General features: G+C 73.0%; 11 protein-coding genes and 3 pseudogenes (1 of these 14 running past the window's edge). 2 read left to right on the plus strand and 12 right to left on the minus strand.

Features of this window, described 5'->3' with window-relative positions; all coding sequences use genetic code 11:
- The 3 genes and pseudogenes from ACIGQF_RS06415 to ACIGQF_RS06425 form a co-directional block, all read right to left on the minus strand.
- Positions 1-193 carry the 5' portion of an amidohydrolase family protein gene (locus ACIGQF_RS06415; RefSeq protein ID WP_399706414.1) on the minus strand. It extends 626 nt beyond the left edge of the window, so the window shows 193 of its 819 coding nt (coding positions 1-193); its start codon is at positions 191-193; its stop codon lies off the left edge, out of view.
- A pseudogene (locus ACIGQF_RS06420) lies at positions 187-1,233 on the minus strand (amidohydrolase); the annotation flags it as partial. The pseudogene ACIGQF_RS06420 and the gene ACIGQF_RS06415, both read right to left, overlap by 7 nt.
- An 84-nt stretch (positions 1,234-1,317) precedes the next feature.
- Positions 1,318-2,718 carry a purine-cytosine permease family protein gene (locus tag ACIGQF_RS06425; RefSeq protein ID WP_399706186.1) on the minus strand — a complete coding sequence of 467 codons (1,401 nt, stop codon included), beginning with the start codon at positions 2,716-2,718 and terminating at the stop codon, positions 1,318-1,320.
- A 216-nt stretch (positions 2,719-2,934) separates the two neighbouring features.
- Here ACIGQF_RS06425 and ACIGQF_RS06430 point away from each other — a divergent pair, with 216 nt between their 5' ends.
- Complete coding sequence (locus ACIGQF_RS06430; protein ID WP_399706189.1) at positions 2,935-3,528, plus strand: TetR/AcrR family transcriptional regulator; 594 nt, start codon at positions 2,935-2,937, stop codon at positions 3,526-3,528.
- Between the two features lie 148 nt (positions 3,529-3,676).
- Here ACIGQF_RS06430 and ACIGQF_RS06435 read toward each other — a convergent pair whose 3' ends face one another.
- On the minus strand, positions 3,677-4,189 hold the full coding sequence (locus tag ACIGQF_RS06435; RefSeq protein WP_399706191.1) for a hypothetical protein: 513 nt from the start codon (positions 4,187-4,189) through the stop codon (positions 3,677-3,679).
- Positions 4,190-4,448: 259 nt separating this feature from the next.
- Here ACIGQF_RS06435 and ACIGQF_RS06440 point away from each other — a divergent pair, with 259 nt between their 5' ends.
- The gene (locus ACIGQF_RS06440) at positions 4,449-5,213 is read left to right on the plus strand and encodes a metallophosphoesterase family protein (protein ID WP_399706194.1); all 765 of its coding nucleotides are present in this window, start codon (positions 4,449-4,451) and stop codon (positions 5,211-5,213) included.
- A gap of 117 nt (positions 5,214-5,330) precedes the next feature.
- On the opposite strand, the gene ACIGQF_RS06445 is transcribed toward ACIGQF_RS06440, so the two are convergent.
- The 8 genes and pseudogenes from ACIGQF_RS06445 to ACIGQF_RS06480 form a co-directional block, all read right to left on the minus strand.
- Positions 5,331-6,398: a S1 family peptidase gene (locus ACIGQF_RS06445; protein ID WP_399706197.1), complete on the minus strand. Its 1,068-nt coding sequence runs from the start codon at positions 6,396-6,398 to the stop codon at positions 5,331-5,333.
- Between the two features lie 465 nt (positions 6,399-6,863).
- On the minus strand, positions 6,864-7,919 hold the full coding sequence (locus ACIGQF_RS06450; protein WP_399706199.1) for a slipin family protein: 1,056 nt from the start codon (positions 7,917-7,919) through the stop codon (positions 6,864-6,866).
- A 294-nt stretch (positions 7,920-8,213) separates the two neighbouring features.
- Positions 8,214-9,113, minus strand: coding sequence for a S1 family peptidase (locus ACIGQF_RS06455; protein WP_399706203.1), 900 nt, complete (start codon positions 9,111-9,113; stop codon positions 8,214-8,216).
- A 273-nt stretch (positions 9,114-9,386) separates the two neighbouring features.
- Complete coding sequence (locus ACIGQF_RS06460) at positions 9,387-10,175, minus strand: DUF1684 domain-containing protein (protein WP_399706206.1); 789 nt, start codon at positions 10,173-10,175, stop codon at positions 9,387-9,389.
- A gap of 5 nt (positions 10,176-10,180) precedes the next feature.
- A pseudogene (locus ACIGQF_RS06465) lies at positions 10,181-11,368 on the minus strand (LLM class flavin-dependent oxidoreductase).
- Positions 11,369-11,754: 386 nt separating this feature from the next.
- A pseudogene (locus tag ACIGQF_RS06470) lies at positions 11,755-12,614 on the minus strand (amino acid ABC transporter permease); the annotation flags it as partial.
- A complete protein-coding gene (locus ACIGQF_RS06475; protein WP_399706208.1) occupies positions 12,598-14,442 on the minus strand; it encodes an FAD/NAD(P)-binding protein in 1,845 nt (614 codons plus the stop codon). The gene ACIGQF_RS06475 and the pseudogene ACIGQF_RS06470, both read right to left, overlap by 17 nt.
- Positions 14,439-15,317, minus strand: a complete 879-nt coding sequence (locus tag ACIGQF_RS06480; RefSeq protein ID WP_399706209.1) for an amino acid ABC transporter permease — start codon at positions 15,315-15,317, stop codon at positions 14,439-14,441. The genes ACIGQF_RS06475 and ACIGQF_RS06480 overlap by 4 nt, the downstream gene beginning before the upstream one ends.
- Positions 15,318-15,470: the final 153 nt, after the last annotated feature.

Below are 15,470 nucleotides of genomic sequence, written 5' to 3' on the forward strand. Positions count from 1 at the left end.
GGGGGGGGCGTGCGGGGGCGCCCTGCGGGCGACCACGCCATGTTGGGGTCGGGGGGGGGTGGCGGGGGGGGCCAGGGGGCCGCGCTGGGGGCCGGGGGGGGGGGGGGCGGGCGCCCGGGGGCCCGCCCGGGCCCGCTCCACCGCGTCCAGCACCGTACGGATGCCGCGGTCTCCCGTGGCGTGCACGAAGCACTGGAAGCCGAGGGAGTCCAGTTCGGTCAGCAGCTCGCCGAACTCCTCCGGCGGGTAGAACGTCTCGCCGCGGTGGTGCCGGCAGCCCGCGTACGGTTCGAGGAGCGCGGCCGTGCGCGGCTCGACGACGTCGTCGATGTAGAGCTTCAGGGGGCCGACGTTCAGCCGGTCGTCGTCGAACTTCTCGGCGGCGGCGGCGAAATCGACGAGGTCGGCGCCGGTCGTGCCGCGCGGGTGGAAGAGGGCCGCGACGATGCGTGAGCGCAGTCGGCCCTCCGCGCGGGCCCGCTCGAAGAGCGCCAGGTCGTCCAGGGAGTTCTGCGGCTCGACCACCGTCGTGAGGCCACAGCGGATCGCGTCGTCCAGGCTGCGGGCGAGGCGGCGGTACTGGCGGTCGGGCGACGCCCACGGCACGCCGAGGTCGCGCAGCGCGCGGTGGCCGTCCCGGGAGAGGCCGCGGACGGCGAAGTCCATGAGGAATCCGGTGGGTTCGCCGGTCTCCGGGTCGGTCTCGGCACGCCCGTACGGCAGGTCGGTGCGGTCCTTGGTGATGCCGAGGCGGCGCAGGGCCGCGGTGTTGAGCCAGGCGGTGTGCACGTCGTAGCTCAGGACGAAGGCGGGGGTGCCGCCGGTGACCGGGTCGAGGTCGGCGGCGCGCGGCATGCGGCCGCCGGGGAGCGCGGAGTAGTCCAGCGCCTCGGCCTCGATCCACTCGGCGTCGGGGTGCGCGTCCCGCCAGGTGCGGATGCGGTGGTGGACCTCGTCCAGGGTGCGGGCGCCGGCGAGCTGGACGCAGGCGTCGTCGGAGCCGAGGCGTACGTGGTTGTGCGCGTCGATGAAGCCGGGCAGCACCAGCTTGCCCCGGGCGTCGAGGACTTCGGTACGGGAGGAGATCCACTCCGCGGCGTCGTCGTCGGCGCCGAGCCAGACGATGCGGCCGTCGCGTACGGCCAGCGCCTCGGCCTCGGGCAGCGCGGGATCCACGGTGTGGATACGGGCGTTGCGCAGCACGAGATCGGCGGCGGGGTGGTGCGGGGACATGTCCAACTCCTGGAGTGGGGCGAGTGGTTGTGGTGCGGGGTGTGGCTCCGGCGGCGATGCGGTTTGCCGGTTCGGCGACTTCGGTCAGGGGGCCGCGGGAAGTGGCGTCACGGCCTTGCGTCGTGCGAGCGCCCAGTACGTGAGGCCGGCGACGACCGAGCCGAGGAGGGTGAGGTCGCCGCCGCCGAGCGGGGCGACGAGTGGGCCGGTCCACAGTTCGGAGTCGCAGGTCAGCGCGGCGAAGAACATGCCGGCGAGGAGTGCGGCCAGCCCTTCGGCGTGCCAGCCGGCGCGGTACCAGTAGCGGCCGCCCGGGCCGGCGTGGAGCGCGTCGGCGTCGTACCGGCAGCGGCGCAGCAGCATGTCGGCGAGGAAGACGCCGCCCCAGGGCGCGAAGACGATGACCATCAGGGAGAGGAAGGAGAGCAGTGACTCGGTGAAGTCGGCGAGGAAGAGGGCGCAGAGGGAGCCGGCGACGGTGACGGCGGCGCTGATGACGATGGTCCGGGCGCGGGTCCAGGGGATGCCGAGGACCTGGAGGTTGAGGCTGGAGGAGTACAGGGTGAGGATCGAGTTGGTGACCGAGCCGCCCAGTACGAGCAGCAGGAACAGCGGTTTGAACCAGCCGGGCAGCAGTCCTTCGACTCCCGCGACGGGGTCGGTCATGTCGGCGCGGGTGGCGGCGGCGACGCCCGCGACGCCGAGGCCGACGGAGGAGAGGAAGCCGCCGAGGGCGCCGCTCCAGGTGATCGCGCGCAGCGAGGTGTCCTTGGGGAGGTAGCGGGTGTAGTCGGCGGGCATCGGGAGGTAGGAGACCGGCCCGGAGAGCATGACGACGAGGGCGAGGGTCCAGGCGCTGAAGCCGCCGGCGGCACCCTGTGCGGCGGGGGCGTACGGGTCGGGGCCGGGCAGCAGGAGGACGAGCAGGACGGCGAAGCCGGCGCCGAGGACGTACGCCATCCAGCGTTCGGCGGCCTGCACGGTGGCGTGCCCCCACATCGCGACGGTGAAGGTCAGGGCGAGGGTGACCAGCAGGGCGACGGCGCGGGCCGGGGTGCCGTCGAGCAGGTGGGCGCCGGTGAGCAGGGCTTCGAGGGCGAGGGCGCCGACGACCGTGTTGACGATGGTGTAGCCGATGCTGACGATCCAGTTCAGCATGCCGGCGGGCCAGTTGCCGCGGTGGCCGAAGGCGGCGCGGGAGATGACGAGGGTGGCGGTGCCGGTACGGATGCCGCTGAGGCCGGCGGCGCTGACGGCGAAGAAGGCGAGGCCGCCGAGGACGACGACGGCGGTGGCGGACCAGAAGGAGAGGCCGAAGGCGACGGCGAGGGTGCCGTTGATGACGTAGGTGAAGGTGAGGTTGGAGCCGAACCAGAGCCAGAAGAGGTCCTTGGCCCCGCCGTGCCGGTCCTCGTCGGGGATGGGGTCGATGCCGTGCGTCTCGACTCTGAAGACCTCGTCGTCGGCTACTCCGGTGGACGTCATGCGTTTCCCTCGCTCCGGCTCGGGAGGCCCCGACTACGGGCCCGAATTTGAATGACGTTCAAGATTTTTGAACGTCATTCAAAATGCCTGCCCCTTCCCCACCCGTCAAGAGTTCGCGGCGGATCCGCCGGGATAAGGTCGGGACGAGGGCACGCGGAGACCCCGCGCTCACCCGCACACCCAGCGGAACGGACGGGACGAAAGGCAGGCCGGGCGGTGGCACGACGGCGGGACGGGCAGGTCGCTGCCGACCGGATCCTGGAAGAGGCGATGGTCGCCATCGCCGAGGGCGGCCTCGCGGCGCTCACCATGTCGGCGCTGGCCAAGCGGCTCGGCACCAGCGGCGGCCACATCCTGTACTACTTCGGCAGCAAGGACATGCTGCTGCTGGAGGCGCTGCGCTTCAGCGAGGCGAAGCTCGCCGAGGAGCGGCGGGCGCTGCTCGCGCGCCGGCTCGGCGCGGTACGGATGCTGGACGCCTTCGTCGATCTCTACCTGCCGCGCGGGCCGCGGGACCCGCGGTGGATGCTGTGGATCGAGCTGTGGGCCCGTACGGCCGTCAACGAACCGCTGCGGGAGGCACAGGAGGAGCTGGACCGGAGCTGGCGCGAGGATCTGGCGGGACTGCTGGCGAAGGGGGTCGCGCAGGGCCGGTTCGCCGCAGCGGACTGCGCGGGCCGCGCCTCCGAACTGCTCGCCCTGCTGGACGGACTCAGCACGCGCGTGGTCCTGGGCCAGCCGGGCGCGGACCGCGCCACCGCCCTGGCCACGGCGAGGTCGGCTGCGGCGCGGCTGGTCGAGCGGCTCTGAGGGGACCGTCGCACAGGCCCCCGGTCGCACCGGAACGACCGCCGTCCCGGTCCGCTGGTGCGGGCCGGGACGGCGGGGGCTCGATGCCTGTTCAGCACGGAGTTCGGTGCCTGCTCAGCAGGGAACTCGGTGCCTGCTCAGCGCGGGCTCACTTCTGGACGGGCGGGCAGTAGCCGGTCTTGTCGCCGATGGTGTTGATGACGGCGTTGGAGCGGGCGTCCCCCGCGTAGTTGATCTGGTCGGTGCAGCTCACACCGTCCTTCTTGGGGGTGCCCGCCGGCGGGTCCGTCTGCTCGCCGCCCTTCTGCGGCGCCGGGCAGTGGCCGGTCTCCTCGCCGATCGAGTTGATCTCGGCGTTGGACCGGGAGTCACCCGCGTAGTTGATCCGGTCGGTGCAGCGCTCGTCCGACTTCTTGGGCGTGGCCGCCGACGTGCCGCCGACGGAGCCCTGGTCGGAGGCGCCCTTGCCGCTCCCGCCCTGGTCGCTGCCGGCCGAGGAACCGGCGGACTGCGAGGGGTCAGCGGCGGCGGACGAGCTGCCGGCGGGCGACGGCGTGTCGGTACCGGAGCCGTCGCAGGCCGTCAGCCCGAACGCGGCGACAGCGATCACCATGGCGGCGGCGGCATTGCGGGCGTGGCGCAGAACGGTACGGTTCGACACGTTTTTCCTCGTTCTCTTGTTGTGATGTTCCGGTGTTCCCGGTGCGGCCTTCCGGGCCGGTGAGATCAAGACTGTCGACCGCCGCTGATGATCCACAATTGTCCGGCTAACGTCTCGCTAACGCGGCCCGCCTCGGCTCTTCGGCGCGCCAGTTCTTCGACGCACCCGCTCGTCAGCCCATCGGCCCGTCGGATCGTCGACGCGTCGGCCGAGAGCGGAATCGCCGCCCGCGCCGCCGGGGCCCTGCCAGGCTCGCGCCATGACCGACACCGCCGCGGTAGCCGTCCTGTCCGACGTCCACGGAGTCGCCCCCGCGCTGGAGGCCGTGCTCGCCGAGCCCGATGTCCGGGCCGCGCGGACCGTCGTCCTCACCGGCGACCTGCTCTCCGGGCCGCTCCCCCGGGAGACCCTCGCGCTGCTGCGCGACCTCGGCGACCGGGCCGTATGGCTCCGCGGCAACGGCGAACGGGAACTGGTCGCGAGCCACCACGACCCGGGCGCCCCGGCCCCCGACGGGGTCACTCCCTGGGCCGCCGGGCAGCTCGCCCCCTCCGACATCGACGAACTCGCCGCGTTGCCCACCGCCGTGACGCTGGACGTGCCCGGCCTCGGCCCCGTCCTCTTCTGCCACGCCACCCCGCGCGACGATGCCGAGGTGGTCCTCGCCGACTCGCGCGCCGAGCGCTTCGCCGAGGTGCTGGCCGGAGTGCCGGAGGCGGTGCGGACGGTGGTGTGCGGCCACACCCACATGCCGTTCGTCCGGGTCGCGCACGGCCGGCTGGTGGTCAATCCCGGAAGCATCGGGATGCCGTACGGGCGGGACGGTGCGCACTGGGCGCTGCTCGGGCCGGGCGGCGGCGCGGTCGCGCTGCGCCGCACGCCGTACGACCGGGAGGCGGCCTGCGCCCGGATCGTGGCGGAGTCCGGCTTCCCGCAGGCGGCGAAGTGGGCGGACGAGTACGTACGGCACACCCACTCCGCCGAGGATGCGCTGGCCGCGTTCGGCCCGCTGGACGGACGCTGAGCCCGGCCCGGGAATGAGCCCGGCCCGGGAAGCGCGGCCGGAACCGTGCACCGACGCGGCCCGGCCCCCGTACGCAGCACGCGTACGGGGGCCGGGCCGTGGGCCGGGGTGCGGGGGTCAGCCGATCTGTGCTCCGTAGGCCTCCAGGGCCTCGGTGACCGGCTGGAAGAAGGTTTCGCCGCCTCCGGAGCAGTCGCCGCTGCCGCCCGAGGTCAGGCCGAGCGCCTTGTCGCCGTCGAACAGCGCGCCGCCGCTGTCGCCGGGCTCGGCACAGACGTCGGTCTGGATCAGACCCTCGACGGTGCCTTCCTGGTAGTTGACGCTGGCGTTCAGGGCCTTGACGGTGCCGTCGTGGACCTGGGTGGTGGAGCCGCTGCGCTGGACCTTCTCGCCGACGGTGGCCTCGGCCGCGCCGCTGATCTCCTGGCTGCTGCCGTTGTAGAGGTCGACGGCGCTGGGGTGGTCGGTGTCGGCGGTGTACTTCACCAGCGCGTAGTCGTTGCCGGGGAAGCTGGACTCCTCGGTGGCGCCGATCTCGCCGCCGCCCTGGGAGTCCGACCAGCTCTTGACCGCGTTGCCGCAGTGGCCGGCGGTGATGAAGTACGGCTGGCCGTCCTTGACGACGTTGAAGCCGAGCGAGCAGCGCGAGCCGCTCCCCCAGATCGCGTCGCCACCCGCGATGAAGGGCCTGAACTCTCCCTTGCTGCGGTTGAGCTGCACCTTGCTGCCGAGGCTGTCGACGACCTTGGTGAGCTTCGCCAGCTTCGCGCCCTTGACGGTGCGGTCGGCGGTGACGACGACCTTGTTGGTCCTGGGGTCGACGCCCCAGGACGTGCCGGGGATGGTGGCCTTGGTCTTCAGGGTCTGCCGGGCGCCGTTCAGCTGGGCCAGCGTGTGCTGGACGATTCTGGGCTCGGCTCCCTTGGCCCGTACGGCGTCGGCGGCGGCCTCGTCCACCACGTTGACGACCAGCTTCTTGGCCTTGGCGTCGTAGTACGAGCCGGCCGTGCCGTCGGTGAGCTGCGCGGCGAGCTTGCCGGCCGCGGCCGGTGTCAGCGACAGGAGCTTGGCCGTGGGGGCCGGGCTGGCATTGGCACTGAGCGCGAAGGTGGCGCTGGCGGCCAGGGCGAGGGCGCCGGCGCCGGCCAGGGCGGCGCGTCGCTTGGGTATGCGGCGGTGCTTCAACTCAAAACCTCCCGTGGGGGGAAGGGCCCGCCGGGTGGGGGAAGAGCGGGCCCTGAGGGGTGGAGATCGAGACACGGACGTGAACGGGCCATCCGTCGCGGACGGTCATCGCGCCTGCCGTACGGCCGGGTGCCGTGGGCGTGCGCGGCCCGCATGTGCTGCCCACCATCAGAAGCCGCGTCCGGCTCGACAGTCGCGTCCATGCCAATGCGCGTCGCCGAGTATTCCCACCCCCAAGGGCGCGCACAAGACCGAGTTCCGGTCTTGCGTACGACGATTCACCGATCGTCCACGGGTCCTGCACACCGATAACCGCGCATGTCCCTCCTCTTTCCGGTGTCCGGCGAACACGGTGAGCTGCCGGTGGCCACCCCACGGTGAGGACTACACCTGTCCGGAAACAGACGATCCGCTTCCGCTCACCCACCACCCGGGCCGGTCACGGCGCCCTGGGCCCCCGCCCTGTCACTTCGTGGTGCCGCTCCGGGGCGTCCCGTCGTCCTCGGGCGCCGTCAGGCCCGGGGTCTCGGCGCCGGGGACCTCCACCGCCGGCAGCTCGACACCCGGCAGGCCCTCCGCCGCGTCGAGCGCCACCTCCTCGCGCCGCACGTCCTCGGGCCCCGCACCGCCCCGGTCGTCGCGGCGCAGCTCGGCACGGCCCACGTCCTCGGTGCCGTCGTCGCCGCGGTCACCCGCGTCCCCGTTCCCGTCGCCGCTCGCGGGCCGCGTCCGCTCGTACGCCTCCGTCTGCGCCTGGGCCTGGAGGCCGGAGCGCTCCAGGAAGCGCAGCAGTTCGACGGGGAAGGGCAGGACGAGGGTGGAGTTCTTCTCGGCGGCGACCGCCACGACGGTCTGCAGCAGGCGCAGTTGCAGGGCGGCGGGCTGGTCGGACATCTGCTGGGCCGCCTCGGCCAGTTTCTTGGAGGCCTGCAGCTCGGCGTCGGCATTGATCACCCGGGCCCGCCGGTCGCGGGCCGCCTCCGCCTGCCGGGCCATCGACCGTTTCATGGTCTCCGGCAGCGAGACGTCCTTGATCTCCACCCGGTCGATCTGCACGCCCCAGCCCAGCGCGGGGCTGTCGATCATGACTTCGAGGCCCTGGTTGAGCTTCTCCCGGTTGGAGAGCAGGTCGTCCAGGTCGCTCTTGCCGATGATGGAGCGCAGCGAGGTCTGGGCGACCTGGGAGACGGCGAAGCGGTAGTCCTCGACCTGGACGACCGCGTCGGCGGCGTCCACGACCTTGAAGTAGACCACCGCGTCCACGCGGACGGTGACGTTGTCGTGGGTGATGCCTTCCTGGGCCGGCACGGGCATCGTCACGATCTGCATGTTGACCCGGCGCATCCGGTCCACGAACGGGATGATCATGGTGAAGCCGGGTCCGCGGACCGGCGCGGTGAGCCGTCCGAGCCGCAGGACGACGCCGCGTTCGTACTGTTTGATGACCCGGGCCGCGGCCGCCGCGTACACGGCACCCGCCGAGGCCAGCGCCACCCCGGTCGCCACCAGTTCCTCGACCATCACGACCCCCTCGCACAGGCTGCCGGCCGTCCGAGTCGCACGTAGTTACACCGTATGCCCGGTTGGCGGACCGGTCGAGTCCCGGAGCTGCGCCCCCTCTTTTTCGGGGGACGCATAACGGGCTCCAGCCCGGACGGCGAGGGAAAACCAAGGGGCCCCCGCTCGCCGCGGCGAGCGGGGGCCTACTGCTGCTGGCTGCAGTCCAGTGGCGCAGTATTCCTCAGTACGTGCCCGGGGCCGAGAACACGCATCCGGCCGAAGGGAAGTGCCGGAAGTGCCCGGACGCGCTCAGGATCAGTACACGCTCACGCCGTAGGCGCTCAGCGCCTCCGTGACGGGCTGGAAGAACGTGGTGCCGCCGGAGGAGCAGTTGCCGCTGCCGCCGGAGGTCAGGCCCAGCGCCTTGGTGCCGGAGTACAGCGGGCCGCCGCTGTCGCCGGGCTCGGCGCAGACCGTGGTCTGGATCATGCCGTAGACGACGTCGCCGCCGCCGTAGTTGACGGTCGCGTTCAGGGCGGTGACGCGTCCGCTGTGGATGCCGGTGGTGGAGCCGCGGCGGGTGACGGTCTGACCGACGGTGGGCGTGCCGGCGCTGGTGATGTCCTGGCTACCGACGGTGCCCTCATGGGACACGGAGCCGGTGTACTTGATGATGCCGTAGTCGTTGGTCGGGAAGCTGGAGCCGGCGGTCGGGCCGATCAGCGCGCCGCTGCCGGTGGTCCATGACGAGCCGCCCTCGGTGCAGTGACCGGCGGTCAGGGCGTAGTAGGCGCCGCTGCTGTTGCGCACGTTGAAGCCCAGCGAGCAGCGCGAACCGGACGTGTAGATCGCGTCGCCGCCCGATATGTACTTCTGGAACTTCCCGGTGGTGCGCTCGAAGCTGAGGGCGCCGGCGTTGACGCCCGCCGCCTTCTTGATCTTCGCTATCTCGGCCTGGGAGACCGTTTTGTCTACCGTGACGACGACGGTGTTCGTCGCCTTGTCGACCCGCCATGCGGTACCCGCGACATCCGCCGCGCGGACCGAGTCATCGGCCGCGGAGAGCTGAGTCGCGCTGAACGTGCTCGCCGGGCGCACGTCGGCGCTGGCACTCGGGATGGCGACGGCGCCCGCGACGATCAGGCCGGACGCCACGGCGATCAGCCGGGTGCGTCTGACGACGCCGCTGCGGGGGGTGATGCGCTCGTTCCTCACTTCTTCCTCCGAGGGGAATCGGGGGTCGCCTGTAGGCGGCCCGTGAGGCGCAGCCAGGCAGCACGGGTTCCGTTTTCCGCGTGCCCCTGACAAGCGCTGGACGGGAGTCTGGAGTGTCCGCGCCCGGTGCGCAAGAGGCTGTTTCCGGTCCGGCGCATGCCACATGGCCCCGGCAGCGGGGGTTTTGGCTGCCGGGGCGGTGGGTCCGGTCCCCTCGGTCGGATCTTCGACGCGCGGCGGTCCTGGGCGGTTCCCCGCGGGCCGGTTTGCGGCTCAGTGACCCGCGCTGAGCTGCCGTTCTCCGGCGCGCAGGGCGAACGCGAGGGTGTTGCCGGGCGGCGGGAACGGGCAGATGAAGTGGTCCGCGAAGGCGCAGGGCGGCAGCAGGGTGCGGTTCAGGTCGACGGTCACGGTGCCGTCGGCGGCGGGCGCCGGCGGCCGCAGGAACCGAAAGCGGTAGCTGTCGGTCCCGCTGGTGGCGTCCGCGAGCACCGCCCACAGCGAGCCGTCGGCCTCCACCGCGACCTGCAGGGTGTGTTCCTCCCCATCGACGGTGAAGGCCAGTTCGCCGCCGAGGCCCAGGCCCCGGTCCCGGCCGTCGGCGTTCGGCACCTGGACGCTGCGCGCCTGCGCGTACGGGCGGAACCGGCCGGTCAGCCGCCACCGCTCGTCGTACGGGAACGCGTCGATGCCGGTGAAGGCGCGCAGCGCGGCGGAGTCCGGATCGAAGACCCGGACGGCTCCCTGGTCCTCGCGGCGCAGGACGACCAGGCGCCGGTCGCCGTGCGCGACGCGGGCCTCCGCCGGCGCGGGGTCCGGGCCGAGCCGTACCTCGCCGGTGAACGGGGCGCCGTCCAGCGTCAGCCCGTCCCCGGCGCCGGCGGTCAGCCGGACCGCCCCGCCGTCCTCGGCCCAGTGGCCGGGGATGCCCTCGATCCGGCCCTCGGGGTGGTCGGCGAGCCAGTGCGTACCGGTCAGCGCCAGCGGCCCGTACGGCCCCGAGACGGTCCGTTCGCGCAGCTCGCGCCAGGTCCGCCAGTCCTTCTCCGCTTCCGTGCTCATGGCGGTCAACCCTTCCATACCGGGCCGCGTGCGGGCTCCGGGAGGCCCAGGTGCGAACGGAGTGTGTTCCCCTCGTACTCGGTACGGAACGCGCCGCGTTCCTGCAGCAGCGGCACGACCCGGTCCACGAAGTCGTCCAGGCCGCCGGGGGTGAGATGCGGTACGAGGATGAAGCCGTCGGCGGCGTCCTGGGTGACGAACGCGTCCATCTCGGCGGCGACCGCCTGCGGGGTGCCGATGAAGGACTGCCGGCCGGTCGCCTCGATGACCGTCTCGCGGATCGACAGCCCCTTGGCCTCGGACAGCGCCCGCCAGCGGTCGGCGATCTCCTGGGCGTCGCCGAGCCGGGTGCGGCCCTGGGTGAGCCGCGCTTCGGGGTCGGGGTCGAAGGCGGGGAGCGGGCCGTCGGGGCCGAGGAGGGAGAGGTCCGTGCCCCAGATCTGTTCCAGGGCGAGCAGGGCGTTCTGCGGGGAGACCTGGAGGCGGCGAAGTCCCGGCCCGCCGGGGAGTCCCCGGCCTGGATGACGACGGGGTGGCCCTGCGGGCTGCGCGGGACGGTGAACTCGCCCCGGATGTCGAAGTGCTGCCCCCCGGTACGCGAACGGCCGGGGCGTCCCGTCGTCGGACCAGGAGTCCCACAGTTCGCGCGCGGTGGCGACGAACTCGGCGGCCCGGGTGTACCGGTCCGCGTGGTCGAGGCAGCCGCCGCGCCGGAAGTTCTCACCCGTGAACGCGCCGGAGGAGTGACCGCGTTCCAGGCGGCGCGCCCCGCGCTGAGGTGGTCCAGGGTGGCCAGCCGCCTGGCGAGTTCGTAGGGCTCGTTGAAGGCGGCGTTGACGGTGGCGGCCAGGCCCAGCCGCTCGGTGACCGCGGCGAGCGCGTTCAGCACGGTCAGCGACTCGGGCCCGCCCACCACGTCCAGGTCGTGGATGCGGCCCTTGTGGCTCGCGCAGCCGCAGCCCCTCGGCGAGGAAGAAGAAGTCGAAGAGTCCGCGCTCGGCGGTGCGGGCGAGGTGCTCGAAGGAAGTGAAGTCGATCTGCGAGCCGAGAGAGGGGCGGGGCGCAGCCCCTCCTGCCGGGGTGGTGGTCGGGCGACGGGCGGGCGGGTCCGTCCAGACCGTTGTGTTGTTCACACCCGGGAAGCGCGCGGCCAGGTGCAGCTGTTTGCGGCCGGGGGTGGCGGAAGTGGTCATCAGGAGGCCTCTCCGGTGCGGACGGCGGCGTAGCGGCCGGCCGGGCGCTCCAGTCCGAGGTGGTCGCGGAGGGTGATGCCCGCGTACGAGCGGCGCAGCAGGCCGCGCCGGCGGAGGACGGGGACCGTGCCGTCGGCGCGGGCCGCGGCGGTCTCCCGGGCGGCGTCCTCGGTGGCGTCGACGACGATGACGGGCCGGCCCTGCGGGGGCCGGGGCACGATGGAGGGGCCGCGTACGGTGAACGGCTCGCCGGTGGAGGAGGTGCCGCGGAAGTCGACGTAGTGCAGCTTGTCGCGGTCGATGAACCGGCCGGTGGCGGCGTCCCGGATCTCCGCGTCGTCCTCCCGGCTGTCCCACAGCCGCCCGGCCACGTCGGCCACGTCGGCGATGTAGTGCTGGAGTACGGAGAGGGCGCCGGTGAGCAGGACGTACCAGACGGTCGCGACCATCAGCAGGGGCACGACCCGGCCGTTGCGGCCATAGACGACCTGGACCTGGTAGAAGAGTTCGCCGATCGCCATGACGGAGACGATCGAGGTGCCCTTGAAGAGGGAGATGGCCTCGTTGGCGGCGTTCGGCAGGGTCGCGCGCATGGCCTGCGGCAGCACGATGCGCCGCAGCTGGCGCAGCGGGGGGACGCCGAGCGCGGCGGCGGCCGCGAGCTGGCCGCTGTCCACGACGAGGACGCCGCCGCGCACGATCTCCGCCGCGTAGGCGGCCCGGTGCAGGGCGAGTCCGAGGACCGCCGCGCTCATGGCGCCGACCAGGTTGACCGTCTCGAAGGAGAGGAAGCCGGGGCCGAACGGGATGCCGATGTCGATCCGCTTGTAGAGGTAGGCGAGGCTGAACCAGAACAGCAGCTGGACGATGAGCGGGACCGCGCGGAACACCCAGATGTTCCGGCCGCCACCGCCTTCAGGAACGGGCTGTCGGAGAGCGGCATGAAGGCCAGGACCAGGCCGAGCAGGAAGCCCAGCGCGGTGCCGTACAGGGTCAGCTGAAGGGTGGTGCCCACCGCGCGCAGGATCGTCTCCGTGGTGAAGAACTGCGCGAACACCCCCCACTCCCAGCCGGGGTCGGTGACCAGTCCGTGGACGCACTGGGCGAGCAGGACGGCGGTGAGGGCGATGGCCGCCCAGCGCGCCGGGTGGCGTACCGGTACCACCTTCAGGGCAGGGGGGTCGGCGCTCTGCGGCGCGGCGCGCCCCGGGGCGTCGGCGGCGGGTGCGTCACTGGTCAGCGGCATGGGAGTCCTTGGTCGTGCGGCCGGCGAGGAAGGCGAGCAGGGTGCGGGCCGTCGCGTCGTTCTGGCGGAAGGAGGGGGCGTTGGTACCGGGGCGGGTGAAGGCGCCGGAGGCGCGCGCGTCGGTGTGCGGGCCGAGCGCGAAGCGGCGCGGGTGGGCCCGGCCCGCGCGGTCCAGGACCCGGCCGTCAGCGGCGTCGACGCGCAGCAGCCCGCCGGGCGTGGCGGCGGCGCCGTCGGCGTACAGGCCGCGCAGCAGCGCGTCCCGGCTGTGGGTGACGGAGGGTGCGGGGAGCCGGGCCTCCACCAGTGCGCGGGCGGTGACCTCGGTGCCGGGCAGGCTCGCGCTGCCCGCGCGGAAGAGGCCGGCCGCCTCGTCGGCGGTGACGGTGACGTCGGCGCCGAGGAACTTCACGACACCGGCCCGGGAGAGGGCGAGTAGCTGCCGCAGCCGGGGCCCGGGCGGGCCGGAGGCGAGGTAGCTGAAGAAGCCGTGCCACCACGGGCCGAGGTCGCCGAACCGGGCCAGCTGCCCGTAGACGGACAGCAGCGCGAGGAAGACGGCCTGGTCGGGGCTGTGCGCGGGGTCGTGGCGGCGGTCCAGGTCGGCCTGGATGTACGCGCGCAGGCCGTCCTGGAGCGCCGCCTCGCTCCCGAAGCGCACGCCGGTCAGCGGCCGGTCGAGCGTGTCGAGGTCGAGGCGGTCGGCGGGGTCGGGCACGGAGGCGGCGACGAGGGCGTGGAGTGCGGCGCTGCCGGGGTCGGCGGCGGCGTACTTCTCCTCGAAGTCGGTCCAGTGGACGGCCGTGCGCTCGGGGTGGGCGGTGAACAGCCGGTGGTAGTGGGCGAACCCCAGCTCCTTGGCGATGAGCGGCCAGACGTCACGGGTGAAGTCGGGGCCGCCGGGGCGGGCGAGCAGCTCGTCCGCCTCGGCGGGCCCGAAGAACCGCGGCAGCGGCGGCCGTTCGCCCGACCAGCCGTAACCGATCTTGGAGTGGTAGGGGACGCCGCGGCGCGACCCGACGTGCAGCACCGGCTCCTCCCCCGAGGGCAGGTAGGCGAGCTGCCCGTCGGGCCGGGTCAGGTAGCGGCCGCCGCGGCCCTCGGTGAGCAGGATCGTCAGGTCGACGAAGGCCAGGCCCATGCCCCGGACCAGGACCGGCTCGCCGGGCCGCAGTCCGGACAGGTCACTGTCGGCGGTGAAGTCCGGCGGCAGGTACGTCAGTCCGTGCGTGGCGGCGAAGGAGGCCAGCGCCCGCTGTTCGGGCGGGGGTTCGGAGCCGAGGTGGCCGAGGGTGAGGACGACGAGGTCGGCGACGAGCGGGGTGGGGCGGCCGGCGAGCCGGACCTGCTGGCGGCCGTCGCGCGGTCCGGTGACGCGGACGGCGCGGTGCCGGTGCTCGTGCACGGTGACCAGGGGCGGCAGGGCCGCGACCGTGCGGTCGTAGACCCAGCCGAGGTAGTCGCCCTGGAGCCGGCGGTCGGCGAAGTCGCGCGGCCCGAGCGCGCCGGCCGCTTCGGCGGTGCCGGGCGGCACGGTGCCGTTCCCGGTCTGCCGGGCCCAGGCGGCGAGGGTGGGGCCCGTGCGGACCGGGCCGGCCATCTCCACCGACTCGTCGGTGAACATGGTGACGTCCTCGGCGGTGGAGTTCATCCACAGCAGCGGGGACTGGTCGTGCCGCCAGATCCGGCCGCCGCCGGGCGGGTGCGGGTCGACGAGGTGGATGTCCAGCGGTCGGTCGCCGTACAGCTCGGCGGCGTTGGCGGCGATGCGTTCCAGCAGCCCGGTCCCCCGCGGCCCGGCTCCCACGATCACCAGTGACGGCCTCATCGGGCGTGCTCCGCACCGCGTGCGTAGTGCCGCTCGACGTAGAACTGGCCGACGCTCAGCACCGAGGTGACGACGACGTACCAGATGGTGGCGACCAGCAGCAGCGGGATGACCTGGTAGGTGCGGTGGTAGACCAGCTGCACGGAGTAGAGCAGGTCCTGGACCGCGATGACGGAGACGATCGAGGTGCCCTTGAGCGTGCCGATCAGCATGTTCCCGGCGGGCGGCACGATCGCGCGCATGGCCTGCGGCAGCACGATCCGCCGGCCGCGCCGCCACCGGCTCAGGCCGAGGGACTGCGCGGCCTCCAGCTGGCCGCGGTCGACGGAGAGGATGCCGCCGCGCACGACCTCGGCGGCGTACGCGGCCTCGTGCAGGGTGAGGCCGATGAGGGCGACGGTGATCGGGCCGAGGAGGTTCACCGTCTTCACGCCGAGGATGTACGGGTACAGCGCCCCGATGTTGAACCAGAACAGCAGCTGCACCAGGACCGGCATCGAGCGGAACAGCCAGACGTAGCCCCAGCCGACGCCTCTGAGCACGGGGTTGGCGGACAGCCGCATCGCGGCGAGCAGGGTGCCCAGCGCGAAGCCGAGCACCATGACCAGCGCGGTGAGCCAGAGGGTGAGCCACAGGCCGCGCAGGACGGCGGTGGTGAAGAAGTAGCCGGCGACCACGTCCCACTGGAAGGCGTCGTTGCGGACGACCGAGGTGGCGGCGAGCGCGAGAAGGGCCAGGACGAGGGCCGCGGCGGCCCGTTGGCCGGTGCGGCGGCGCGGGACGATGCGGGGCGCCTCGCCGGCACCGGTTTCCGGGGGCGGCGGTGCCGGGGCAGGCGTGTCGAGGGTGCCGGAGACCGGCTGGACGGAAGGCATGCGAAGGCTCCGTGGATGCAGAGATCGAACACGGGAGTGGAGCGCCTTCACACAGGCTCAAGAAACGGGCGTGCCCCTCAGCACGGCCGCCCTTGAGGCTATGGCGACGCCACGGCCCACTGTCAAGCCTGTTCGCATCCTGAGATTTGGGTC

This window comes from Streptomyces sp. NPDC053560 (assembly GCF_044544605.1).
Taxonomy (GTDB): Bacteria; Actinomycetota; Actinomycetes; order Streptomycetales; family Streptomycetaceae; genus Streptomyces.